Origin of the sequence: Natronomonas halophila (assembly GCF_013391085.1) — an archaeon.
Taxonomy (GTDB): domain Archaea; phylum Halobacteriota; class Halobacteria; order Halobacteriales; family Haloarculaceae; genus Natronomonas; species Natronomonas halophila.
This window is the reverse complement of record NZ_CP058334.1, coordinates 2,377,195-2,401,675: the sequence shown is the minus strand read 5'-3', so window position 1 is coordinate 2,401,675 and position 24,481 is coordinate 2,377,195. Positions and strand designations below refer to the sequence as shown.

Genomic DNA, 24,481 nt, shown 5'->3' with positions numbered 1-24,481 from the left:
GGTGGTCCTTTTCGTCGCATTAAAAATAGGAGCTCGACCGCCGTCAAAAGTATCGCTCGGCGATGTGGTCGGCGGTCCGCAAGGCGTTCGCCTGCCCCGAGTTGGTCGGGTTCGGCCCGCCGACGCCGTTGGCCAGCGCCGAGTGGTCGGCCACGAAGAGGCGGTCGACGTTCTTGGCCTCGCCGCCCGCATCGAGGACCTTGCCGATACGCATCGACGACTGCATGTGGAGCAACAGCGGCGGCCACTCCGCGCGGTGGACGTGGGAGGCGCCGGCTTCCCGGTGGATGTCCGCCGCGATGCGTGCGAGTTCGTCCCGTTTCTCGTCGTCGTCGGGATGCGGTTCCCACTTGACGTCGGGGACCGGACCGTGCTCGTCGCTGAAGGTGTTATCGAGCGTGACGCCGTTGTCCTGTCGCGGCAGGTCGTCGGTGAGGACGAGAATCGCCTTCGTCTGCCGGTAGTTGGACATCTTGCGCTTCAGTTCCTCGCCGACGATGTAGCCGCGGGTGTCCCACGGTTCGCCGGCGTCGACCTCCGCGTCGAAGGAGTAGCCGGCCTCCGAGAAGAGATAATCCGCGAAGGAGACGAGGCCGGGCGACATGCCGATGTCCTCCAGCCCACCGACGCCGGGCTTGTCGAACCGGACCGCGGAGTTTTGGCCGACGTAGGGGTCCATATGCTGGCGGTCGGGGTTGATGTCGGCGACGGCCTCGTCGTCGTAGACGCCGACGACCCAGTCGAACCAGTGGGTGGTCAGGCCCTTGCCGACCCAGCCGTCGTCCGGCAGGTCGGAGTTGAGCCACAGGCGCGGCGATTCGATACAGCCGCCGGCGAGGACGACCACGTCCGACTCGATGGTCTCGCTGCTGCCGGACCACGTATCGCGGACCTCGACGCCGGTGGCTTCGAGGTTGCCGGTCGCCGGCCCCTCGACGGCGTTGATGTTCGTGACGTAGGTGTTCGGCCGGATGGCGACGTTGCCCGCCCCGTCGTTGGTGTTGGTATCCAGCGCGCGGGGGACGTAACTGATGTTGCTGGATTTACGCGCCTTCTCGCGGACGGGCGCATCCACGGGGGTCGACGACCCCTGGAAGTGGTCGCCGACGAGGGTGTCGCCACGGTAGCCGTCGTCGTAACTGAAGCTCCCCTCGTAGTCCGAATCGAGGTACTCCGGCGGTTCGGCGATGGCGTTCGGCTGTGGCCGCCAGCCGGTTTCGGTGACGTTGAGGTCCTCCAGCAGGTCGTAGCCGGCACCCTTCGCGCCCTCGATGAACACCTCCTCGCGGGCCGTCATCGGCGCCTGCTGTGTCGAGGTAATCTCCTCGTTGAGCCGATAGTACGGGAGCATGTCCTCGTAGTCGATGGGCCAGTGGGGCTGCTCGTCGAAGGCCATCGGATAGCCGCGCGGGTGGTTCGCGAAGTAGTGCAGCGAGGTGCCGCCGACGCCCGCGACCTGCCAGATGAAGGCGTTCTGATGGAGGTTGCGGAACCACGGCGCCCGCGAACTGTTGGCGGGGCCGACGCGGAGATAGCCCGCCGTGGGGTCGTTGGCGCCGGCTTCCTGATGGGAAATCTGGTCGTCGAGGAGTTTGCCGTCGAGGTCGTCGGGGTCCGTGCTGACGGTGCCGCCCTTGTCGACGTGGGGTTCGGGCCACTCCTCGTTGCCGAAGAAGGGACCGCCCTCGATGAGGAGTACGTCGACGCCGTGTTTCTCCGCGAGCCGCCACGCCGCGGCGGGCCCGTCGGCGCCCGCGCCGATGATGGTGACGTCGGGGTTCTTCATAGGATATCACCGTCCAGGCCGTCGGGCACCGGGTCAGGTAACTCGACCGGCGGGCCCTCGTCGCCCTCGTCGTCCTCGGTCTCCCATTCGTCGGTGAAGCCGCCGTCGACGGCGTGGCGCCAGTCCGCGGCGTAGCCGTCCGAGGGACCGGGGTACTCGGTCTGTGTGCGACTCTGGACCTCGCTTTCGTCGACCTGCATCTCCCGCTCGCTCGGCGTGTTCGTCTTCGTCTCGCCGTAGCCGGACCACTCGGTGTAGTAGCCGAAGCCGTGGAGGCCGTTGGCGGCCATGACGACGTATTTCAGCAGGCCGACCGCTGGCAGGAACGACGAGAGCAGGCCGTCGAGGCGGTCGATGACGCCGCCGTCGACGATGGTCCAGAGACACCGGAGGCGGTCCTTCCGGGAGAGCCGAACGAACGTGCCGCCGCCCGCGAACTGCTCGTTCGGCGACGGCTGGTCCTCGTTTTGCCCGCGGGCGAGGAAATCCGCCGCCGCGAGGTCGAAGGCAAACGGGAAGGCGTTCGCGTAGGGGTAGTTCTGGACGACGCGGTGATAGGTATCGCCGTCCGAGATTATCGTGCGGTCGAATGATACGGGCCCTTCATCCACCGACTCGAGGTCCTCAAACGACACCTGATACCGGTCGGTCGCGCCGAAATCGAGGTGCTCGTCGAGGGCGTCGGTGTCGATAGCCAGCGTATCGAGGCCGATATCGACCGGCAGCGCATCGAGTACGGAGTCCACCGCGCGCATATCGAGGTCGACCTCGAACCGCGAGCGCGGCGTCTGTCCCACGCTGGAGACCAACCCTGACTGGGTGACCGTCTCCGAGCGAATCTCGTGGAAATGGTTGAAATCCCAGATGAGGAACTTCTCGAGTTCGACCGCGAGTCCGCCCGGGACGTGCTCCGGCCCGAGTTCGTCCTCCAACTGCGGCGTCCGCGGGATAATCGCGTCGACGATGGACCGATAGGTATCCACCGTGTGCGGGTCGCTTTCCAGCGTGCTTTCGAGGATGTCCTGTGCCTCCGCAGCCGTCGTGTTCGACATCGACAACGCGGCGAGGCCCCCGACCCCTTTCATCATGCCACGTCGTGTCATCGATGATGGATTTCGTTCGTTCATGTACCGCTGAGCACAACCTGCGGCGGACGAAAGGTTCGTGACTCGTTAACAATACTGCGGAGCATCCGAGGCGGCTTCAAAAGGGAGCGTCACAGGGGCTGAAAACGCGGTGAACGAACGGTTCGGCCGATTACCGGGACCGGCCTCTATCGCGCGTTCTCGATTTCGTCGAGGGCGCCGGGGTTCTCGATGGAGGACATATCGCCCAGTTCCTCGCCGGTGTAGGTGGCCTCGATGGCCCGACGGATGATTTTGCCCGACTGCGTTTTGGGGAACTCGTCGACGAACAGCAGTTCACGGGGTTTGAACGGCTTGCCGTGTTCCTCGCCGACCTTCTCGCGCAACTCCTCGCGCAGTTCGTCGGTTTCCTCGTATCCGGATTCCAGCACGACGTAAGTGACGACGGCCGTCCCCGTCGTATCGTCGGGAACGCCGACGGCGGCGGCCTGATTGACCGCCTCGTGTTCGATGAGTGCGCCCTCGATTTCGGCCGGTCCCACTTTGCGGCCGGCGACGTTCAGGGCGTCGTCGGCGCGGCCGTGGAGGTACCAGAAGCCGTCCTCGTCCTTCTGGGCCCAGTCGCCGTGGTCCCACATCGGCGGGTCCTCGAAGGACGACCAGTACTCGTGGAGATAGCGGTCGTCGCCCTGCCACAGCGATTTGGTCATCGACGGACAGGAGTCGCGGGCGACCAGATAGCCGCGTTCGTTGTCCTCCTTGATAGACTCGCCCGTCTCGTCGACGATGTCGATGTCCATCCCGAGGCCGGGGCCACCGAGCGTACACGGCTTCAGCGACTGGATGGGCATCGGCATCAGGAAACAGCCCATGATTTCGGTGCCGCCGGAGATGTTGATAATGGGCGTGTCGCCGCCACCGACCTCCTCGTAGAACCACATCCAGGATTCGGGGTCCCACGGTTCGCCCGTCGATCCCAAAAGGCGGAGACTGGAGAGGTCGTGGCCCTCGACCCATTCGTCGCCCTGCTTGCGGAGCGCGCGGATGGCGGTCGGCGAGATGCCGAACTGGGTGATGTCGTGGCGGTCGATCATCTCCCAGAAGCGGTCCGGATTGGGGTGGTCCGGCGCGCCCTCGTACATCACCATCGTCCCGCCGAAGGTGTGGGTGCCAATGAGCGTCCACGGCCCCATCATCCAACCGATGTCCGACACCCAGAAAAAGCGGTCCGACGGCTTGAGGTCGAAGCCGAAATACACCTCCTTGGCCGCCTGCAGTTGCCCGCCGGCGTGGGTGTGGACGATGCCTTTCGGCTTGCCCGTTGTCCCCGACGAGTACAGCAGCATCGACTCGTCCGAGGAGTCCAGTTCCGTCGTCTCGTAGTCGTCGGCCTGCTCGGCGACGGTGTCGGCCCAGTAGGCGTCCCGACCCTCAGTCAACGGCGGGTCAGAGTCCTCGAAGCGCCGGTAGACGACCACGTCGGTCACGTCGTGGTCGGCTTCTTGGATGGCGTCGTCGGCGGTGTCCTTCAGCGTCACCTCCGACCCGCGCCGATAGAATCCGTCCGCGGTAAAGAGGACGTCCGCTTCGGGGTCCTCGATGCGGGTCGCCGTCGCCTCGACGCCGAACCCGGAGAAGATGGGGACAGCGATGGCGCCGACCTTGAAACAGCCGTAGAGAATCGAGATGACCTCCGGCACCATCGGCATGTAGAGGGCGACCGTATCGCCCTGTTCGACGCCGACCGATTCGAGGTAGTTGGCGACCTGATTCGACGTGCGGGCGAGTTCGTGATAGGTGAAGTTCCGGACCTCGCCGTCCTCGCCTTCCCACAGGCAGGCGACCTTGTTTCGGGTCCCCGAATCGCGCGCAGCGTGGCGGTCGACGGTGTTGTGAGCGATGTTGAGTTCGCCGCCGGGATACCAGTCGGTGAACTGCGGGCCGTCGCTGTCGTCTCGGACCTCGTCGTAGTCATCGTACCACTCGATGCCGAGGTAGTCGGGCAATTCGTCCCAGAACCAGTCGACGCCGGAGGCCTCGACGCCGTCGATATCCGTAGTCGTCCGCTCGATTAATTCCTCGTAGTCGTCGATACCGTACGCCTCCATGAACGCCTTGACGTTCGTGGATTCGACGAATTCCTCGTCGGGTTCGTAAACCACCTCGTCGAACTCCTCGAGAGACTCCATGGTGTCATGTGTTCGCACCCGCCGGCAAGTAGTTTTCTTACGTTCGCAAACAGGAAATGTGTTTAGCGTTTTTACACGTCGGGGGAACCGTTTTGCGTTCCCCACTCGTAGGCCGGGATATGTACGTCCGGGACGCACGCAATCGTGACGAGGCCTGGCTGTTGGACCACATCGAGTCGATGGGCCTGGACGAGACGTCCTTTCGGTCGCGGGATTACGTCATCGCCGTCGACGAGGAGTCGAACGCCCGCGCCGGGTTCGGCCGGATACGCGTCCACAAGGACGACGACAACGAGGTTTGCGAACTCACCAGTATCGGCGTCCTCGACGGCTGGCGCGGACAGGGCGTCGGCGCCCACGTCATCGAACGCCTCGTCGACAGCGCCGAAGCGGAGGGGTTCGACCACGTCTACTCGCTGACGAGCGAACACGAGTACCTCGCGCAGTTCGGCTTCGAGGGCGTCTCGGCGGATGACCTCCCCGAACAACTGCAGGACCGCCTCGAAGCCAAACGCGAGTCGCTGGACCCCGAGGCCGTCCCCATGCGCATCGACACCGACAGTTTCGAGATGCCCGACCGGTTCCGCGAGCGGTTCAAGGCAGCCGCGGAAGCCGAGCCAGCCGAAGAAACCGAACCCGAGGAATCCCCAGAGGACTTCGGTATCGACTCCGAGGAAGCGACCTATAAGTACGACACCGGGAGCTAGGGCTCGGTTCCGGCGCCAAAAAGAGAGGCTTGGTGGCCCCGTTCAGGTCGGGGCTTGGTTGCACGTCTCGTTCGTCGTCTCACCGTCGTCGACGTCGAAGCTGCCGCCGCTTTCCTCGACTTTGTACCCTTTCTCACCGTAGCAGGGAGAGGACTGACACCGGACGTGGTCGCTTCCGTCGGTATCGAACGTAATATCGCTTGGCCCATCGCCTGCGGCAAAGTCGTCGGCGACGCGACCGGTACCGAACCTGCTACCGTCGGCCGACATGAGGGCCGTTCCCTGCGTCGCGCTGCCGACGTCGAACAGGTACCATTCTTGGCCGCCGAACAGGACGACTTCCTCGACGGGGTCGTTCGATTCCCACTCGATTTCGACGGGTTCGCCGTTATCCTTCGTGTTTTTCACGTCAACGCGTTCGATATCGGGGACGGTATCATCGCCCGTACAGAACGCGACGAAACTGATGGCTTTGAGGTCCTCGAAGTCCTCCTTTTCATCAGGTTCGTCCCCGTCTCCCTCATCCTCGCCGTCGCCGTCGTCGCCATTACCCGGTCCCTCGGTGCCGCACTCGTCTCCCGCGAACGCGTTGATTGTCAACGTCGCGTTCCGGAAGATATCGGTGCCGGCGTCGAAACCGAACGCACGGACGACGAAGCCGACACAGAGGCACTCGCCGGGAACGAGGGAGAACCCCGATTCCCGAGGATTGGATTCGGAGACGTCGATGACGGCGCTACGGTCGTCGCCCTCGTAGAAGACGACGGCGTCGTCGCCCGCCTCGAAGTCGTATTCGTTCGGGACCGGCCCGGGAACCGGCGGGACGTCGATCTGGAAATCGACACAGACCGGATGGCCACTCTGGTTGCAGATTTCGAAGACGCTGTCGAACCAGTAAATCGATTCTACGTTTACGCCGTCGCCGTCGAAGGCGTCGTTAGCGTCGCTTATCTGGAGTGCGAACTGTCCGTTCTCCTCGACGACGTAGACCCCGTTCGAGGTTGGTTGGCCCTGCGGGCCCGTACACGGCCCCAGTCCGACTAGCGCATCCGAATCGGGGACGACATCGATGCTGGTGTCCCGTCGGACGTTGGCCGCGCTGAACGCACCCGAACCGACGAGGGTACTCGCACCTACGGACGCGCTTCCGAGGCCGACGAGTATGGTTCTTCGTTTCATAGTTGTGTTGTCGGTGCTTTGACGACCACCAGCGGACTCACGCTGGAGGGCCGAAGGACCGACTAAAGCGGCTGCTGTCGGCCCGTTTCAGTTGTCGATGTTGTTCCCGGACGGCGGGTTCTCGCCAGCGTTGACGACCAGCGATCCTTCCCAGTCGGGCGTGTCTGTCGAGTCGACGTCGCCGACGTTGATAATCAGCGAGACGTAGAGGCACTCACCGGGGGCAAGTTCCGTGCTCACACGGCCTGCATTATCCGTCATATCCATCGCGAAGGCGGCACCCCACGTGTCGTCGGCGCTACCGACGAGCACGGCCGCCGCGTCTTCGCTGTCAACATCGGGTGAATCGGTTGGTGCCGAATCCGCATCGTAGGTGAGTTCGAACTCGTAGGTCTCGTCGCTCTCGTTGCAGAGCGCGAACGCCGGGTCGTCCTCGATTTCGTTGTCCGAAGGGCCGGGCGCAGCGCTGCCGTAGAGGGCGTCGTCGGAACTGACACCAGCGATGCCCTGATTGTCAAGGCCGTCTTCGGCGTCGTCTTGACCGAGCGCCCCGACTTGGTAAGTGGAGTTGGCGTTCACGCCGTTGCCGCTCTGGTTATCCGCTTTGAAGCTGATGTAGAGTTGGCCATCCTCGTAGCCGACCCGACTTTTCGAGACGGTTGAGTTGTTACCGGCGACGTCTTGATGCCAGCCGGGAAGCAACTGGATGAGTGCAGCGTCGTCGGCACTGACCGCCACGTTTGCCTCACGATTTCGAATCTGTGCAGAACTGAATGCACCCGAGCCGACGAGCGCGCTGGTTCCGACTGCTGTACTGCCTGCCGCGATCAGGAATTTTCGTCGATCCATATTTCGTTCACCTTGTTCCGCGCCCACCCGCCCACACGGACACCACAACGCCGACCGCGCCATCGGGGAGCGCTTGGAAACACCATACACCCATACCTACGTTGGTATTAGCTAGCAGACTATTCGCAACCGTTCAATGCCGTTCCGAAACGGCTGAATTCAGTCGAGAAAGCAGTCGTTGAATCGGCGCTCGGACCTATAATCGCACGAAGACCCTGCTCACTCCTACGGTAATGTCTGGTTTCACCGGACGACTACGGGCCATCTCACTCAATAGGCAGTATCGGCAGCTCGGTCGACGGGGGCTGGCTCGACATCCGCTCGACACACGGGGCCGAAAAAGAGGGTCGCGTCAGGACGACGGTGCTGTGTACGATTCGGTCGCCGTCGAAACGCCTTCGGGGTCATCGACGTGCACCAGCACGTCGCGCATCGACCCGTCGGTATCGGGATTGCAGGTGGTGTACGTGATCGAGTAGGTCCCGGAGATTATCTCACCAATGTCCTCGAAGATACTGGCGATGTCGTCTGTACCCGCATCGTATGCGTAATCTTCCCAATCAGGATCCGATCGGTCTTCGTCTAGATCCGGGACCGAATCTTGGGGATCTCGGCCAGTCGGAACTTCACCGACGATATACTCGAACGCGCTCAAGGATGCCCCCGTCCCGTATGCTATTCCGTAGATGGTCGTACCCTCGTTCTTCGCGTTGTTCGCCGGGATTTCACCACCGCTGGTGTCACCGTTACCCAACACAACCATGTATCTCGGGACATCACGACCGTTATTGTCAAGTTCGGTCTGCGCTCTGTCGATACCGGATCCGACGTCGGTTCCACCAACGGCAGTAAGCGTTCCGATGGCCGTTTTGACGCTTCCGTGATCGGATGTCAAACCAGTTACCAACGTCGCGGAACTTTCGAACTCAACCAGACCGACGTTGACGCCCGGACCTAAGGTATCGACGAGTGTCTTTGCCCCGTCCTTGGCGTTCTGGAACTTTCCGGACTCGAACGTCATCGACGAGGACGTATCCAGGACAATCATCACATCCGCTTCAGCGCTTTCGTCTTCGCCTGCGAACGCCACCGTCGAGTCTTGTCCGAAGTTGTCGCCGCCGAACGTTTCACACACCTCGAAATCGTTCGCAGTCAAGTCACCGTCTCCACCATCATCCGTCTCGACCCGCGCCGTCGCGGTAATCTCAGGGAAGTTCCCAGCATCGAGGTTCTCGATTGTCAGGAAGTCCTCGGTGCCGTCGCTCTCCGAGACCTGACAGGGTTGACACTCCGGCCCACTCTGACCGGGCTCATCTTCCACATCAGGACACTCGGCATTCGCACGAATCGAAATCTCGTCGTCGAGATTCTCAAGCAGCGTGTCGACGTCCGCCGACGTGAGTCCGAGCGTGTTCGTGTAAATACCGACACACGTACACTCACCCGAGCCGAGTTCGTGGGCGTTCGCGGCGCCGAGAATCGACTCGTCGGGATTGTCCCCGAGGTAGAAATCCACTCGTGGGTTTCCGTCGCTGGTCTCGGGCCAGCCCTCGTGTTCGACCACCCACAGGCAGATGCTGTGGTCGCTCTGGTTGCAGACCTGGAAGGTGTCGTGGAACCAGTAGCGCGAATCGCCGTTGACGCCATCCCCTTCGTTCGGTTCCTCGGAGATGTCGATATACAGCTGGCCGTTTTCGTTGACTCCCGAATACATCGCGTTATCCGAGCCGGGACAGCTATCCAGTCCAACGAGGGCGCCGGGGTCCTCGACAACGTCGATCGAGACGGTGCGTTCGGCCCGCATCGCCGAGAACGCGCCCGAACCGACCAGTGCGCCGGTACCGAGAGAGGCACCCCCCACGCCGAGTAGGAATTTGCGTCGTTCCATGGTATAGCCTCGTTCGCGTGCGCACGCTCCGTGGAGCACGCTCATGGGATGGTCGTGGAGGACCCACGTTGGTATTTGCCGCCCCACCGAATCCCACCGGAGCGTTTCTCCCTCGAACCGAGCCGTTGAGAACGGGTATGCGACCGTTATCAGCGCAAACCCGGTGTTGTGGCAGCGCAGTTCGACCGGAAATCGAACCTCACTATGAGTAATCGGACGTTACTCGCCGTCATAGTGTGTTTTAGATAGGGAGGAGGAACCGGCTATATCCGCCCCTTTATTATAATCTCGTGAACGGACGAAACTGATTTATCCGGAGTTGTGAGAGATTACCTACCTGGGTGGGGATTGAATGTATGAAACGAGGCAGTCAGTTTGGGGAGGTACTCCCGATAAACGAGGGTCACCAGCCCTGGGACAGTTTCGAACGCAGCGGTCTCGAACGCGAGGCGGTCTTCGAGGTGCTCTGTAACGCTCGGCGGCGGTGTATCGTCCACTATCTGAAGAAGTGTGAAGGACGCAGGGTCGAACTCCGAGAGATAGTCGACTACGTCGCCGCCTGGGAGGATGATACGTCGATCGACAGGCTCGATAGCGACAGACGCAAGAGCGTCTATTCGGCGATTCGACAAACGCACCTGCCGAAGCTCGAAGACGCGGGACTTATCGAATACGACCACCTCCGCGGGGACGTAGAGCTAACGGATGCCCTCCGAGAAGCGCAGTTGTATCTGGAGTACGTCCCGGGCGGCGACATCCCGTGGAGCGAGTATTATCTCGGGCTGTCGGCGGTCGGCGCCGCGCTCGTCGTCGCGACGTGGCTCAACGTCTACCCCTTCGGGGGGCTATCCGGGCTCGGACTCGCCGCCATCCTCGCTGGCCTGTTCGGTCTCTCGGCAGCGATACACACGCGTCAGGCCGCAGTCAAGCGCCTCGGAACCGGGAAATACGAACTGGAGGAGTGATGACACGCCGAATCGCACTCCGGCGAGTAGTGACTCTCCTGATAGTTACTGGGGCGGCCACCCTCGTCGTCGCCAGCGGCGGGTTTAGCGCGAACGACGCCGACCGCAACGCGACCGTGACGGTCGTCGACGATTCCGAGGCACTTCTGGGCGTCCAGGTCCACGGCGTCGAGGTGACACCGGCCGACGGGGTCGACCGGGTCGAGACGAACACCGATATCGCCACGAGCGAGTCGGGTACCAGCGCAGTCGTCGTGTTCGTCTACGAGGGCGTGCCGATAGCGACGGTTACGAACCGGTTCCCGGCCGAGTTATCCGTCACGTCCGAAGTCACGACTGCGGATAGGTATCCGGCCATCGAACTCGCCGGGACGGCCGATACGCTCGATATCGGCCAGCAGAGAAACGTGACCGTCGACGTGAAGTGCCCAGTCGTGCTGTCCCGGACCGGCGATGGGAACGTAACCGCCGCGATACGCGCTCCATCGGAGACGACGGCTACAGTCGCGCTCGGCGTGGAATCGCCTGAACCGGACACCACCGGAGAATTATCGCGTGAGACGACAGTCGAGTGTTCTCCCGGCGGTGACGGTATCGATACAGCAGCGCTACCTGTCGACCCGCCCGGACTCCAACATCCGGCGGCCGACGCGAGCGAAAACGTGACCGGTACGACAGAAAACCGAGCGATTTGAGAGGGCCCCAAGCAGCATCGTGCAGTCCGGAGAATCGACTCACTGACCGTTCCTCGCTCAGCGACCCGTTCGCGAGACGATAGCGGCCCTCGGTTCTGAACCCGCTAATCCGGCATCGGCATCAATCTCGTGGATGCGACGAGGTTATGCTTCGGAGGAGGATGGCTCGTCTTCCCGCTGAGAATCGGTCTCGGCGTCGACTCCGTCGTTCGACTGTGTCCGGTCCTCCGGTCCCCCGACGCTCCCGTCGGTGGATTCCCCCGATACGTCGACCGGCGGGTCGGGGCTGTACTCGTATCGGAGCGCGTCGTCGATGACGTGGTAGGTGTCGTCCGCGGGGTCGTGGACGACCCGGCGGTCGCTATCGATAGCCGTGTCGACGAGGTCCGCCAGCGAGTCGACAGCCACCGCATCCCGGTACCGAACCGTCTCGGGGACGCGGCCGGTCGAAATCCATTCCTCGAACTCCTCGCGTTCGGCCTCGGCGGCCAGCGCGGCGCGTTCGGCTTCGCTGACGGCGAGCATCTCCTGGTCGCGCGCGATGCCGAGGGCAACCAGACCGAGCAGCGACAACACCAGCACTGCGGGGCCACCGAGGCTCCGAAGCGGCCCGTATTCCCGCTCGACGGTTACCGTTCCCGTGTGGGGGTGCCGTTCGGTCTCGCCCCTCGGCCCTTCGACGCTATACGTATCTGAACCGGGGTCTATCGACAGCACGTAGCCCGTCTCGTGGCTGGCATCGGCACCGCCGGCCGCCCCCGCCGCGGTGACGTTCGTGACGACCCGGACCTGTGTCGCTCCGGGCGAGGCGCCGAGGTCCTCCTCGATAGACTGGATTCGGGCACGCACCTCGGAGACGTTCAGCGAGAACGTCGTCGTGGCCGTCCCGTCGGGTCCGATGGTGGTTGACGTCTCTTCGAGAGTGTCTGTCACCTCCCAGAAAGTTTCGCCCTCCTCGCCGACCGACCGGAGCACGAGCGTCGTCTCGGCTTCGACGTCGAGTTCGCCGCCGCCCGCGAAGCCGTAGCGGAACGTTCCGTTGAGTTTCGGCGCGATGCTCGTGTAGTAGACGCTCCGGTTTTCGAGCGGGTAGCCGATCGGGTACACCTGGTTTGCCTCGGTGACCGTCGCCTGATGGTCGTAGCCGGCCGTCGACTCCCAGGCGCCGACCTCCTGTGTCCGCGTTTCGGTTCCAGGGTCGAGGTGTGCTGTGTAGGCAGCCGCGCCACCCATCGCTCCGAAGACGAGCAGCGCCACGACTGCGACGACGAAATATTCATCGAGCGACGCCCTCACACGAACCCCCCACAGTCCCATTATCAGGCTGATTGTGGCAGGGGAATAAAAGGATTTCCACCGCTTACAGCCACGAACCGCGCGAACGCTCCCGCGTCCGGATTGGCGAGGCACCGACCACCAGCAGCCCCACGACGAGGAAGGCCCCGCCCATGACTCCGCTGGTCGCGATCGTCGGCAGCCACGGATGGACGCCGTAGAGCCACGCGACGAGACCGAAGGGAAGCACCGCGAAATACCGGTGTTCCGTGACGTACTGGGGATAATAGCCCGTGTCCGGCGGCGCCTGAAGCGTCACCGTGACGTTCTCCTGTTCACCCCGGTTCATCCGCATCGACCGCGGTTCGACGTCGACGTTGCTGCTGGCCGGCGAATAGAAGGCATAAACTGGCAACTGCCCGCCGTTGAGCGCGGGATACGTCAGGTCGCTCTCCTCGCCGGTCGGTACCGTCGTCGGGTTCTCCGAATCGAAGGAGGCACTGACCATGCCGTATTCCTGCGTGTCCGACATCGCCGCCATCGTCCCGCCCGACACGAGCGCGATGAATATCGCCATGGCAAGGACCAACCGGCGTGGGTTATAGACCCCTTCCCGATTCCGGCTTCGCTTGACGGCTCGTTTCCGTCGCTCGTCGTCGAAGAGCGCTCCGAACAGAAGCACCGCGAGCCCAATCCCCGAGAGCAACAGCGCCAACCCTTGCGTCCCGAGGAACGCCCGGGTGCCGAATACCTGCGCCAACCGGAACTGCAGACCTTCGACGACCCCTCGCATCGTCTCGGCCACCGTCCCGAGTTCCGGGATGACGACGACGTCGCCGTTTACCTGCAAGGCGACGGCCACGATTTGGCCGTCCGTTACCGGTGGCTCCTGCCCGTCCTGGTCGGTGAACGGGTTGGCGTCGCCGCGTGTGATGTACCCCGATTCGGTTTCGCCGACGACGCGGTGGGTCGTCAGCCCGCCGCCGTGGAGGTTCTGGGCCTCGAAGACGATGACGTCGCCCTCGTCGATTTCGCCGGCGACCGGCGATGGAACCGCGATGAAGCCGTCGCCGGGTTCCATCGTCGGCTCCATGCTCCCCGTTTCGACGAAGGACAGCAGTATCGGCTGGCCGAGGGCGGCGCCCGCAATGAGGGATATAAGTACCACTATTAGAAGAATCTCCACCCCCCAGGTGGCGTAGCGTCGAAGCGACACGTATTGTGAGTCTCAGCGGTTATTAACAAAAACGTTTCACCGGAGGATACAACTCTGACGGTTTCTCTTGGTGCTATCCGAATTCAATAGAACCTCTTTGAAATGTTCAGGACTGTGGCTGGGGAGGCTGATATCCTTCACTAATCGTAGTGCTACTCTCTTTTTCGAATGCTTCAAATTGTACTTCCCCTCCAATTTCGCCTACATCTGCGTTGTTGGCAACCACACGGACAATCACATCGACTGATTGGCCAGGATCAAGAGTGATATACCTCGGGTTGTTTCCAATACTTCCGGGATACGAGCCGGGATTACCCGACCACATGCTTCCTTGGAGTCCCTTTCCAGACGTTGAATCTCCTGGATAGGGGCTGATTGTCGCCGGGTTAGCTGCATCGGTTTTTCCACCGACAATTTCAATGGGTTCAGTCCGATCAAAAATCACTCCTTTGTTCAAACGGCCATTAAACCCATAGCCGACACCTTTGGTAGCATCTCGAACCGCTATAAGTTGGAAATCAACCCCGCCGTCACTTAGGTCACTGTTGGCCAACGGGTTGTGTGCTTCAATATGCATCGTATTCTCAAATTGGTTCTCCATCGTGAACCCTGGGCGTGATTCCGTCGTACCGTTGTTATTCACACCAGACCCGCCACCTTGTAGAGACTGTGAGAAATCAAATGACAGCGGGCTATTATTGTTCACAAACTCAGAATCATCATTCGCGTCTAACCGAAGGTAGGCACCTGCGTCGCCCTCAACATTAACATTGACTGCCCGTTCAGCCTGAACTGACTCAAAGGCACCAGTACCCATTACGGCCGCCGAGCCGGCGGCGAGCGATCCCATACCGATCAAGAATTTGCGTCGTTCCATGTTGTTTCACCTTGTTTTCGCGCGGCCCCACGCCCCCACACCTCACCTCGACCGACCGGGCGTCAGTGGCTCCGCGCTTACCTACCCCCAGTAGTGGAACCCCCTTCTGTATGCACTGGCAGAAACGAACACAGCCCCGACCTGCGAACCGACACGAAAGGACTGAATCACACACAGCCTCAGGCTGAAACAGCCCGTGAAGTCACTTAACCAACCATTAGCGCCGATTTTACGTACTCTCCGACACCGAGAAATCCCGTTACAAGCCTCTGCTCACCCATATATAAAATCCAACCGTCAGATTACCGGCTTATTAAGTACAAACACTCAGAAACCGACAGAGTGCGGCGGCATTTCAGACATCACGCCACCACTCATATCACAAAACAACCATAGGGTTTAATTAAGGCGACGTACGTCAGACGCAATCGACCCTTGGGTGGGGAAACATGAGTCTGAAAGGGACATCTATCTCCGAGTCGTTGGCACCTTCCGAGAACAGGTCGTCGCTACCGCGCGACGAGGTTTTCGAGGTACTTAGTAACGATCGGCGCCGCTGTGCGCTGCACTATCTCAAGCAACACGATGGGCGGCGCGTAGAACTGCGTGAACTCGTCGATCACGTCACAGCCTGGGAGAACGACATATCGACCGCCGAAATCGACAGTAGCGAACGCAAGCGCGTCTACACTGCCCTCCGCCAGAACCACCTGCCGAAGCTCGAAGAGGCAGGCATCATCGAGTACGAACACATGCGCGGGGAGGTGGAACTGACCGAGGACGCGCGCGAAGTACAGATGTATTTAGAGTTCGTTCCGAGCAACGATATCCCGTGGAGCGAGTATTACCTCGGGCTCTCGGCAGTCGGAGCGGCGCTCGCTGCTGCCGTGTGGTTGGGGGTGTATCCATTCGTCGAACTTTCGGGACTTGGATTGGCTGTTATTCTCGTCGTATTGTTCGCGGTATCGGCCGGGGTTCACACCTACGACGCTGCCCGGAACCGAATCGGCTCGGAGAAGTACGAGGTGAGCGAGGAATGAAACGACGAAGCGTCCTCGCCTCGATGGGAGCATTTACCGCGAGTGGGAGTCTGGTGATCGGCTCGAACGGCTTCACTTCGGCAGAAGTCGAGCGGGACGTGAGCGTCGATGTTGTCGGCGATGAAGACGCCTTTCTCGGTCTTCTCTACGAGGATTTCGCGGTTGAGGAACCACCGAACGATGTCGAGCCTACTACCCTTCGTTCCGACTACGAGGAGAGACTCGTCGAATTACTGAACCAGTTCGGTGTCGCGCTCACGGTCGACGAGTTCGAAATCGATGTCGAAACCGACGACGGCGTCGAAGCCGAACTAAGTCATGTTCCCGACATCCTCGATATTGGGGAAAGTGGAGATGTACTGGTCGATATCGAGTGTTCGTCGGTTCGCCTCGAAACGGAAACCGCGACCGTATATTTCGACGTAGCTGTTTCCGGGACCGGCGTCTCGATCGAGACGACCGAAAGCCGAGACATCCGAGTCGAATGTCCCAAGACGACTGATAACCTCATCCAGTCGCTTCGGTTTACGGGTGCAGGGAACGTTCGACTCACCACCGCATCAGGGGTCTCGACGATGACGATAGATGCATGGCTACTGGACAAAGACGATCGAACTCCCTACCTAGTAGAGAGCCAAACCCTCTCTGGTATCGGCGGAAACACCACACTTCAACCGAAAAACCTCGGTGAGTCACAGGACTCGTTCGCGGCCATCTACATTGGGGAAGTCGACAAGACCTACGTGCATCCCGGCCTCCAGAAAGCCAACGGTAGATGGAAAGTAACCGGAACTGGTAGCGGTGTCGAGAAGGACGGACGCCTGAGCCGATCTGATCTTATTGACATACTTCCCTCATTGTAGCTGACCATCGAGGGGTTAGCCGCATATCGGGGCGTGACTCGCCAACCCTTAAGCCCCGCCCGCCCCCTTTCTTCGACAATGTTCGACCCCGACGACCTCGAAGCCATTCAGGAGGGCCACGAGGACTGGAAAGACGACACCTACGGCCCAACCGTCGAGCGCTTCGGGGAGCGCAAAGAGGAGTTCACGACCGATACCGGCGGCCAGCAGGTCGACCCGCTGTACACCCCAGCCGACGTCGCCGACCTTGATTACGAGGAGGACATCGGCTTCCCGGGCGAGGAACCTTACACGCGCGGCGTCTACTCGACGATGCACCGCGGCCGCCTCTGGACGATGCGCCAGTACGCGGGCATGGGCACGGCCAGCGAGACCAACGAGCGGTTCAACTACCTCATGGACGAGGGACAGACCGGCCTCTCGATGGCCTTCGACCTCCCCACGCAGATGGGCTATGACTCCGACAGCGCGATGGCCGAAGGCGAGGTCGGCAAGGCCGGCGTCGCCATCGACTCGCTGGACGACATGGAGACCGTCTTCGACGGTATCCCGCTGGACGAGGTCTCGACGTCGATGACCATCAACGCGCCCGCGTCCGTCCTGCTAGCGATGTACATTGCCGTCGGCGACAAGCAGGGCGTCGACCGCGAGGAGTTGCGGGGGACCATCCAGAACGACATTCTCAAGGAGTACATCGCACGCAACACCTACATCTTCCCGCCGGAGCCGTCGATGCGCATCATCACGGACATCTTCGAGTTTTGCGCCGATGAGGTGCCCAACTTCAACACCATCTCCATCTCGGGGTATCACATCCGCGAGGCGGGCGCGACCGCCGCACAGGAACTCGCCTTCACGCTCGGGGACGGCCTCGAATACGTCGAAGCCGCACTCGATGCCGGCCTCGACGTCGACGAGTTCGCTCCCCAACTCTCGTTCTTCTTCAACGCCCACAACAACATTCTGGAGGAGGTCGCGAAGTTCCGGGCGGCCCGCCGGATGTGGTACAAGATGATGGACGAGCGGTTCGACGCCGAAAAGCCCGCCTCCAAGCAGTTGAAGTTCCACACCCAGACCGCCGGGTCGACACTGACGGCCCAGCAGGTCGAGAACAACGTCGTCCGGGTGGCCTATCAGGCGCTCGCAGCGGTACTCGGCGGCACCCAGAGTCTCCATACCAACGGCAAGGACGAAGCGCTCTCGCTGCCGACCGAACAGTCAGTGCGGACCGCCCTGCGGACCCAGCAGATTCTGGCCCACGAATCCGGTGCTGCCGACACCATCGACCCGCTTGCTGGCTCCTACTACGTCGAGGCGCTGACCGACGAACTCGAAACAGAGGCCTTCGAGATTCTGGACGAGGTCGAGGAACGCGGCGGCATGCGCAAAGCCGTCGAAAACGAGTACGTGCAGGGCCAGATTCAGGATGTCGCCTTCGAGCGCCAGCGCGAAATCGAGTCGGGCGAGCGCATCATCGTCGGCGTCAACGAGTATCAGGTCGACGAGGAACCGAAAGAGGACATCGAGGAGGTCAGCGAGGAAGAACAGCGCCAGCAGCGCGAGCGCGTCCAGCAACTCCGCGAGGACCGCGACAGCGAGGCCGTCGAGGCCGCCCTCGCGGACCTGAAAGAAGCGGCCGAGGGCGACGAGAACGTCATGCCCTACATCGTCGATGCGGTGAAGGCCTACGCGACCACCGGCGAGATCTGTAACGCCCTGCGAGACGTCTTCGGTGAGTACCGCGCTGGTATCTGAAGCCACTTTTTGCACGAGAACGCGGGTCGCGGCGTTGCCGCGACCCCGGTTCTCGGCAAAAACGTGGGGAAAATATGCGTGAGAGCCTCCAGCCGCGGCCCTGCGGGCCGCGTTAGTCGGCTCTCGCTACGGCGACTCGCTTCGCTCGTCGCCGGGAACCGCCTCGGGGGCGCTTTTCAAGCGCCCCACTCCGCGGATACTTATCTACGTGGGGAGCGGGGGTCAAGCCATACGAGGAGAAGCACCCCGTCTAAGGAACACGAACTATTTGCCGCCGGCCCGCCACGCCTCGGATATGCGCTTCGACCACGCCGGCGTCGCCACCGACAACGCCGAAGGACTGGCATTCCTCTACGAGGATTTGTTCGACTGCGAAATCGTCCACGAAGAGCGGTTCGAGGACCTGAAAGTCATGTTCCTCGGACTCGACAACGGCTATTTCGAGTTGCTCGAACCGCAGGAGGAAGGCACGATTTCGAAGTACCTCGACGAACACGGCCCGGGGCTCCACCACATCGCGGTGGAGACTGACGACATCGAGGCTGCCCTCGAAACCGCCGAGGACGTCGGCGTCGACCTCATCGACGAGGAACCGCGCCGCGGGGCGTGGGGCCATCAGGTCGCCTTCCTCCATCCCGGGTCGACCGGCGGCGTCCTCACCGAATTCGTCGAACACTAGGCCAGGGATTTATTCGCCATTCGAACGACCCCCGGACGTGACTCTGTCGACGCCCCTCTGTGAAATCATCGGCATCGACCACCCTATCGTGCAGGCACCAATCGGGAGCGCGACCCGTCCGGAACTCGCGGCGGCCGTCTCCAACGCCGGCGGCCTCGGCACGCTCGCGGTGACGTGGCGCCCGCCGGAGAAAGCCGCCGAGTTCGTCGAGCGGACTCGTGAATTAACCGACGCCCCGTTCGGCGTGAACATCGTACTGGACCCGGATGCCAAAGAGGTCGATACCGAGGACCACCTCGGCGCCGTCCTCGGGGCGGACGTCCCCATCGTCTCGTTTTCGTTCGGTGACGCAGCACCCTACATCGACCGCGTACACGACGCAGGGGCGAAGGTTCTGGTGACCGTCGGAAGCGCCGAGGAGGCCGAACGGGCCGCAAACGCCGGTGCTGACGCCGTCGTCGCGCAGGGCTGGGAAGCCGGCGGCCACGTCCAAAGCGAGGTGGCCACCCTCCCGTTGGTGCCCCGCGTTGACGACGCGGTCGACGTCCCGGTCATCGCCGCCGGTGGTATCGCGGACGGCAGAGGTGTCGCCGCAGTCCTCGCCGCCGGTGCCGATGGTGCGTGGCTCGGGACCCGCTTCGTTGCCACCGAGGAGGCAGCCGTCGAATCGCTCTACCGCGAGCGTATCGTCGAAGCCGACGAGACCGACACCCTCTATTCGGAACTGTTCGACGCTGGCTGGGAGGGGATGCCCCATCGCGTCATCCGCAACAGCACCGTCGAATCGTGGGAGGAAGCCGGCCGTCCGCAGTCCGGCGACCGTCCCGGGGAGGGAGAGGTCATCGCCGAATATCCGGGCGGCTACCCAATCGAACGCTACGGCGACGATCTGCCGATGGAAGGTGTGGAGGGAGACCTCGAAGCCCTCGCGCTCTATGCGGGCCAAAGCAGCGGCCTGACCGACGAAATACAGCCAGCAGGAGCAGTCGTCGAAGAACTGGTCGAGGAAGCCGAAGCGCAAATCGAAGCGACGGCAGACTTCATCGACTAGCAGACTTCACAGGCAACGAGTTTCAGCAGTCTACACAAGCAAGAGGTTTCGGCACTCTCAACAGGCAACGAATTTCGGCTGTCTATACAAGCAATAGGGGAAGCATCCGCGAGGCGCGTAGCGCCGAGCGGTTTCACCGCGCGACCGAAGGGAGCGCGGGACCAAGGCCTGACCGTAGGGAAGGCCGCCGTGTCTTTTTCATGAAAGTTTTTGCCGGGCGCCGCAGGCGCCCGTGCAAAAAGTTTCAACCGAAGTTCTCAGCCTTCGCCTCGTCGGGGTCGCCCCCGGCCGCACTGATGGCGTTGTTGGCGTCCTCGAGGAAGTCGGCGAAGCCGTAGATGAAGACCTGTTCGCCTGCGTCGTTGGTGAGCACCTCGTCGACGGCGGCGGTGAGCGGCTCGGATTCGTTGAGGATGAAGACGTCCGCGCCGGTGCCGGCGATGGTGGCGAGGCGGTCCTCGTGGAGTGGGTTGTCGTCGCGATAGACGATGGCAGCCTCGTTGCCGTCGGCGAGTGCGCGTTCGGCGATGGCGACGGCGGGGCCGACGCCGGGCCCGCCAGCGAGGACGACGACGCGTGCTTCGCCCTCGTAGTAGTCGCTGCCGAAGGGGCCGGTGATGGTGACGGCGTCGCCGGCCTCGATACTCAGGAGGTATTCACTGAAGGCGCCGCCTTCCTCGGGGTCGTAGGAGATGGTGAACTCGAAGGTCTCGTCGGTGTCAGGCGAGGAGACGGTGTAGAAGCCGGCTTCGGTTTCACCGTCGATTTCGGTCGAGAGCTTGACGAACTGGCCGGGTTCAGCCGAAAAATCCTCGGGGGTTTCGAGGTCGATAGCGACGGCGTCGGGGCCGACATCGCGGACGGCAGCGACGGTCGTCTCGATAGGGTCCATACTCGACTAGGCGCCGCGCCGGAGGGAAGGCGTTTTCGAAGGTACTCGGGACGAAGGATAAACCGGTCGTCGGTTCCGTGCCGTTAATCGTTAACGTCGGCGTTCGGGGCGAGAAACCGGAAAACCACTCAACTGCGGCAATATTCAGAAGGCTTAACGTGCGTCGCGCAGAAGCCGAACGTAGTATGCCAGAGGACCTCAACTGGGCCGTCGGCGGGGAGGCCGGCGACGGGATCGACTCAACCGGGAAGATCTTTGCCCAGGCGCTCTCACGTGCGGGGCGCCACGTCTTTACCTCGAAGGACTTCGCCTCACGAATCCGAGGCGGCTACACCGCCTATAAGGTACGGACGTCGGTCGACCGCGTCGAGAGTGTCGTTGATAGACTCGATATCCTGATCGCGCTCACAGAGCGGACCGTCGACGAGAACCTCGACGAGCTCCACGAAGACTCCATCATCATCTACGACGGCGAGCGGACGATGATGAAGGACTTCGAGGCCCCCGGCGAGACCACGGGCCTCGACGTCCCGCTGAAGGCCCTCGCCGAGGACGCCGGTGGCGCCATTATGCGCAACATCGTCGCCCTCGGTGCGGCCTGTGCGGTGACGGGCTTCAATATCGAATACCTCGACGAGTCGCTCGAAAAGCGCTTCGGCGACAAAGGCGAGGCCATCGTCGAGAACAACAAGAAGGCCGCGCGTCTCGGCGCCGAATACGTCGAAGAGGAGTTCGACCTCACGACGCCGTACGACCTTGAAACCACGGACAACGACTACGTCCTACTGAACGGCGACGAGGCCATCGGGATGGGCGCCATCGCCGGCGGCTGTCGGTTCTACGCCGGCTACCCCATCACGCCCGCGACGGACGTGATGGAGTACATGAAGGGCCGCGTCGAGAACTACGGCGGCGTCGTCGTACAGGCCGAAGACGAACTCTCGGCCATCAACATGGCGCTCGGTGCCGCCCGCGCCGGCGCACGCTCGATGACCGCCACGTCCGGTCCGGGTATCGACCTGATGACCGAGACGTTCGGGCTAATCGCGACCTCGGAGACGCCGCTCGTCATCTGTAACGTCATGCGCTCCGGTCCCTCGACGGGGATGCCGACCAAGCAGGAGCAGGGCGACCTCAACGCCATGCTCTACGGTGGCCACGGCGAAGTGCCGCGGTTCGTGCTCGCGCCGACCACCATCGCGGAGTGTTTCCACAAGACCGTCGAGGCGTTCAACCTCGCCGAGAAATACCAGCTACCCGTCTACCTGACCGCGGACCTCTCGCTTGCGGTCACCGAACAGACGTTCGAACCCGACGAGTTCGACATGGACGCGGTCGAAATCGACCGCGGCAAGGTCGTCGACGAGGACAACATCGACGAGTGGACCAACGAGAAGGGCCAGTTCAAGCCCCACGCGCTCACCGACGACGGCATCTCGCCGCGTTCGTTCCCCGGCACCACCGACGGTGCCCACATGTCGACGGGCCTCGAACACGACGAACTCGGTCGCCGGACCGAGGACACCGAGATGCGGGTCAAACAGGTCGAAAAGCGCGACCGAAAGGTCGAGACCGCCCGCGAACGCGAGGACTTCGACTACCGCGAGTTCGGCAACGAAGACGCCGACACGCTCGTGATCTCGTGGGGGTCCAACGAGGGACCGATGCTCGAAGCCATCGACTTCCTCGAAGAGGACGACATCGACGTGCGGTTCCTCTCGGTGCCGTACATCTTCCCGCGACCCGACCTCAGCGAGGAGATCGAGGCCGCCGACGAGACCATCGTCGTCGAGTGTAACGCGACCGGGCAGTTCGCGGACCTCGTCGAACACGACGCGCTCAGTCGCGTCAAGCGCATCAACAAATACAACGGCGTCCGCTTCAACGCGGACGAACTCGCCGAAGACATCAAAGCAGAACTCGGCGAAACCACGGAGGTGGAAGCATGAGCTCCGATATCCGATTCACAGACTTCAAGTCCGACAAGCAGCCCACCTGGTGTCCCGGGTGCGGTGACTTCGGCACGATGAACGGCATGATGAAAGCCCTGGCCAACACCGGCAACGACCCCGACAACACGTTCGTGGTCGCCGGTATCGGCTGTTCCGGCAAGATCGGGACGTACATGCACAGCTACGCGCTGCACGGCGTCCACGGTCGCGCGCTGCCGGTCGGTACGGGCGTGAAGATGGCCAACCCCGACCTCGAAGTGATGGTCGCCGGCGGCGACGGCGACGGTTACTCCATCGGGGCCGGCCACTTCGTCCACGCCGTCCGCCGGAACGTCGACATGACCTACGTGGTCATGGACAACCGCATCTACGGCCTAACCAAGGGCCAGTTCTCGCCGACCTCGCGTGAGGACTTCGAGACCTCGACCTCCCCCGACGGCACCCACCAGCAGCCGGTCAACCCGCTTGCACTGGCGCTGGCTGCCGGCGGTACGTTCATCGCCCAGTCGTTCTCCTCGGACTCCCAGCGACACGCCGAAATCGTTCAGGAGGCCATCGAGCACGACGGCTTCGGCTTCGTGAACGTCTACTCGCCGTGTGTCACGTTCAACGACGTCGACACCTACGACTACTTCCGCGATGCCATCGTCGACGTCGGCGACGAGGACTTCGACCACGACCCCTCCGACTACGACGCCGCAAAGGACCTCATCCTGGACCGCGACAAGGAGTATCAGGGCGTCATCTACCAGGACGACAGTTCCGTCGGCTTCGAGGAACGCGAAGGCGTCACCGAGCCGATGACCGACATTCCGGACGGCGCGCCTGACGACGCGATGGACCTGGTTCGCGAGTTCTACTGAACCTTTTTGCACGCTCGGGCGCCTGCGGCGCCCTCGCGGCAAAAATGTTCATGAAAAAGACACGGCGGCCTTCCCTACGGTCAGGCCTTGGTCCCGCGCTCGCTTTGCTCGCGCGGTGAAACGTTCGCGCGCGTCCGGCGCGCTCACGTATGCTTCTCCCGTTTATTTATAAGCGATAACGCGACCAGACAGCCCGTGACATAATTACCAGTCGGCGGCAGGTCTGGGCCGTTGTGCGGAGCACCGCCGCCGAGGAACGGGCATCGAGCCAGCCCGAAGCGTTCCGCCTGCTCGCTACTGGCCGCTTCCAGCGTCGCCGCTCTCGTCGATGCGGTTCTCGTATTTGCCGAGCGCCGTCTCCAGCGCTTCCTCGGCATCAACGTCCAGTTCCTCGCAGAGCGCCAGCAGGGCGAACAGTGCATCGCCGAGTTCGTCCTCGGGAGCGTCGACAGCGGAGGGGTCGCTTCCGTAGTCCGTCGAGGTACAGACTTCCTTGGCAACTTCACCGAGTTCCGAGACCGTATCGAGAAGGCGGTACGCCGCGGGAGCCTGCAGGTCGTTGGCTTCGACGAACTCCGCGACACGAGTTTGGGCGTCCATAGATGCCGGTGTGTGGCCGAGGGTAAAAACCCGGCCGGACGCGAGGCGCTTTTGACTCGGTGGGCCGAATGCGTC

The 24,481-nt window shown here is 62.4% G+C and carries 21 protein-coding genes; 10 read left to right on the top strand and 11 right to left on the bottom strand.

All coding sequences use genetic code 11. The annotated features are described in order from the left end of the window. Window positions 1–43: 43 nt before the first annotated feature. From HWV23_RS12820 to HWV23_RS12810, 3 genes are all read right to left on the bottom strand, one after another. Window positions 44–1,786, bottom strand: coding sequence for a GMC family oxidoreductase N-terminal domain-containing protein (locus HWV23_RS12820; RefSeq protein ID WP_178290792.1), 1,743 nt, complete (start codon window positions 1,784–1,786; stop codon window positions 44–46). Beyond that, window positions 1,783–2,889 carry a hypothetical protein gene (locus tag HWV23_RS12815; protein ID WP_178290791.1) on the bottom strand — a complete coding sequence of 369 codons (1,107 nt, stop codon included), beginning with the start codon at window positions 2,887–2,889 and terminating at the stop codon, window positions 1,783–1,785. The genes HWV23_RS12820 and HWV23_RS12815 overlap by 4 nt, the downstream gene beginning before the upstream one ends. Before the next feature lie 170 nt (window positions 2,890–3,059). Continuing rightward, on the bottom strand, window positions 3,060–5,060 hold the full coding sequence (locus HWV23_RS12810; RefSeq protein WP_178290790.1) for an AMP-binding protein: 2,001 nt from the start codon (window positions 5,058–5,060) through the stop codon (window positions 3,060–3,062). Between the two features lie 119 nt (window positions 5,061–5,179). Here HWV23_RS12810 and HWV23_RS12805 point away from each other — a divergent pair, with 119 nt between their 5' ends. Then, window positions 5,180–5,767 (top strand): GNAT family N-acetyltransferase, encoded by a 588-nt coding sequence (locus tag HWV23_RS12805; protein ID WP_178290789.1) that lies wholly within the window; start codon window positions 5,180–5,182, stop codon window positions 5,765–5,767. Window positions 5,768–5,809: 42 nt separating this feature from the next. On the opposite strand, the gene HWV23_RS12800 is transcribed toward HWV23_RS12805, so the two are convergent. The 3 genes from HWV23_RS12800 to HWV23_RS12790 form a co-directional block, all read right to left on the bottom strand. Further along, window positions 5,810–6,946 (bottom strand): hypothetical protein, encoded by a 1,137-nt coding sequence (locus tag HWV23_RS12800; protein WP_178290788.1) that lies wholly within the window; start codon window positions 6,944–6,946, stop codon window positions 5,810–5,812. Window positions 6,947–7,033: 87 nt separating this feature from the next. After that, window positions 7,034–7,795, bottom strand: a complete 762-nt coding sequence (locus tag HWV23_RS12795) for a hypothetical protein (protein ID WP_178290787.1) — start codon at window positions 7,793–7,795, stop codon at window positions 7,034–7,036. Between the two features lie 352 nt (window positions 7,796–8,147). Next, window positions 8,148–9,728 carry a VWA domain-containing protein gene (locus HWV23_RS12790; protein WP_178290786.1) on the bottom strand — a complete coding sequence of 527 codons (1,581 nt, stop codon included), beginning with the start codon at window positions 9,726–9,728 and terminating at the stop codon, window positions 8,148–8,150. A gap of 311 nt (window positions 9,729–10,039) precedes the next feature. Here HWV23_RS12790 and HWV23_RS12785 point away from each other — a divergent pair, with 311 nt between their 5' ends. Then, window positions 10,040–10,648 (top strand): DUF7344 domain-containing protein, encoded by a 609-nt coding sequence (locus HWV23_RS12785; protein ID WP_211693252.1) that lies wholly within the window; start codon window positions 10,040–10,042, stop codon window positions 10,646–10,648. Next, complete coding sequence (locus HWV23_RS12780; RefSeq protein ID WP_178290785.1) at window positions 10,648–11,343, top strand: hypothetical protein; 696 nt, start codon at window positions 10,648–10,650, stop codon at window positions 11,341–11,343. The genes HWV23_RS12785 and HWV23_RS12780 overlap by 1 nt, the downstream gene beginning before the upstream one ends. A 144-nt stretch (window positions 11,344–11,487) precedes the next feature. On the opposite strand, the gene HWV23_RS12775 is transcribed toward HWV23_RS12780, so the two are convergent. From HWV23_RS12775 to HWV23_RS12765, 3 genes are all read right to left on the bottom strand, one after another. Next, window positions 11,488–12,660, bottom strand: coding sequence for a DUF5305 family protein (locus HWV23_RS12775; RefSeq protein WP_178290784.1), 1,173 nt, complete (start codon window positions 12,658–12,660; stop codon window positions 11,488–11,490). A 43-nt stretch (window positions 12,661–12,703) separates the two neighbouring features. Then, complete coding sequence (locus HWV23_RS12770; RefSeq protein ID WP_281362697.1) at window positions 12,704–13,804, bottom strand: signal peptidase I; 1,101 nt, start codon at window positions 13,802–13,804, stop codon at window positions 12,704–12,706. A gap of 136 nt (window positions 13,805–13,940) precedes the next feature. Further along, on the bottom strand, window positions 13,941–14,711 hold the full coding sequence (locus HWV23_RS12765) for a hypothetical protein (RefSeq protein WP_178290782.1): 771 nt from the start codon (window positions 14,709–14,711) through the stop codon (window positions 13,941–13,943). A gap of 449 nt (window positions 14,712–15,160) precedes the next feature. On the opposite strand from HWV23_RS12765, the gene HWV23_RS12760 reads away from it, so the two are divergent. The 5 genes from HWV23_RS12760 to HWV23_RS12740 all read left to right on the top strand — a co-directional run bounded on the left by HWV23_RS12760 (window position 15,161) and on the right by HWV23_RS12740 (window position 20,099). Beyond that, the gene (locus HWV23_RS12760) at window positions 15,161–15,751 is read left to right on the top strand and encodes a DUF7344 domain-containing protein (protein WP_178290781.1); all 591 of its coding nucleotides are present in this window, start codon (window positions 15,161–15,163) and stop codon (window positions 15,749–15,751) included. Beyond that, the gene (locus tag HWV23_RS12755; RefSeq protein WP_178290780.1) at window positions 15,748–16,614 is read left to right on the top strand and encodes a hypothetical protein; all 867 of its coding nucleotides are present in this window, start codon (window positions 15,748–15,750) and stop codon (window positions 16,612–16,614) included. Before HWV23_RS12760 ends, HWV23_RS12755 begins: the two co-directional genes overlap by 4 nt. 78 nt (window positions 16,615–16,692) lie before the next feature. Next, entirely contained in the window at window positions 16,693–18,369 is a 1,677-nt protein-coding gene (locus HWV23_RS12750) for an acyl-CoA mutase large subunit family protein (RefSeq protein WP_178290779.1), read from the top strand. Window positions 18,370–18,664: 295 nt separating this feature from the next. Beyond that, the gene (gene mce, locus HWV23_RS12745; RefSeq protein ID WP_178290778.1) at window positions 18,665–19,048 is read left to right on the top strand and encodes a methylmalonyl-CoA epimerase; all 384 of its coding nucleotides are present in this window, start codon (window positions 18,665–18,667) and stop codon (window positions 19,046–19,048) included. A 37-nt stretch (window positions 19,049–19,085) separates the two neighbouring features. After that, window positions 19,086–20,099: an NAD(P)H-dependent flavin oxidoreductase gene (locus HWV23_RS12740; RefSeq protein ID WP_178290777.1), complete on the top strand. Its 1,014-nt coding sequence runs from the start codon at window positions 19,086–19,088 to the stop codon at window positions 20,097–20,099. A gap of 244 nt (window positions 20,100–20,343) precedes the next feature. Here HWV23_RS12740 and HWV23_RS12735 read toward each other — a convergent pair whose 3' ends face one another. After that, on the bottom strand, window positions 20,344–20,991 hold the full coding sequence (locus HWV23_RS12735; protein WP_178290776.1) for an FAD-dependent oxidoreductase: 648 nt from the start codon (window positions 20,989–20,991) through the stop codon (window positions 20,344–20,346). Window positions 20,992–21,176: 185 nt separating this feature from the next. Here HWV23_RS12735 and HWV23_RS12730 point away from each other — a divergent pair, with 185 nt between their 5' ends. Both HWV23_RS12730 and HWV23_RS12725 read left to right on the top strand, forming a co-directional pair. Further along, the gene (locus HWV23_RS12730) at window positions 21,177–22,940 is read left to right on the top strand and encodes a 2-oxoacid:acceptor oxidoreductase subunit alpha (RefSeq protein WP_178290775.1); all 1,764 of its coding nucleotides are present in this window, start codon (window positions 21,177–21,179) and stop codon (window positions 22,938–22,940) included. Further along, window positions 22,937–23,806, top strand: coding sequence for a 2-oxoacid:ferredoxin oxidoreductase subunit beta (locus tag HWV23_RS12725; protein ID WP_178290774.1), 870 nt, complete (start codon window positions 22,937–22,939; stop codon window positions 23,804–23,806). Before HWV23_RS12730 ends, HWV23_RS12725 begins: the two co-directional genes overlap by 4 nt. A gap of 294 nt (window positions 23,807–24,100) precedes the next feature. Here HWV23_RS12725 and HWV23_RS12720 read toward each other — a convergent pair whose 3' ends face one another. Then, entirely contained in the window at window positions 24,101–24,406 is a 306-nt protein-coding gene (locus tag HWV23_RS12720; RefSeq protein WP_178290773.1) for a MazG nucleotide pyrophosphohydrolase domain-containing protein, read from the bottom strand. Window positions 24,407–24,481 lie beyond the last annotated feature (75 nt).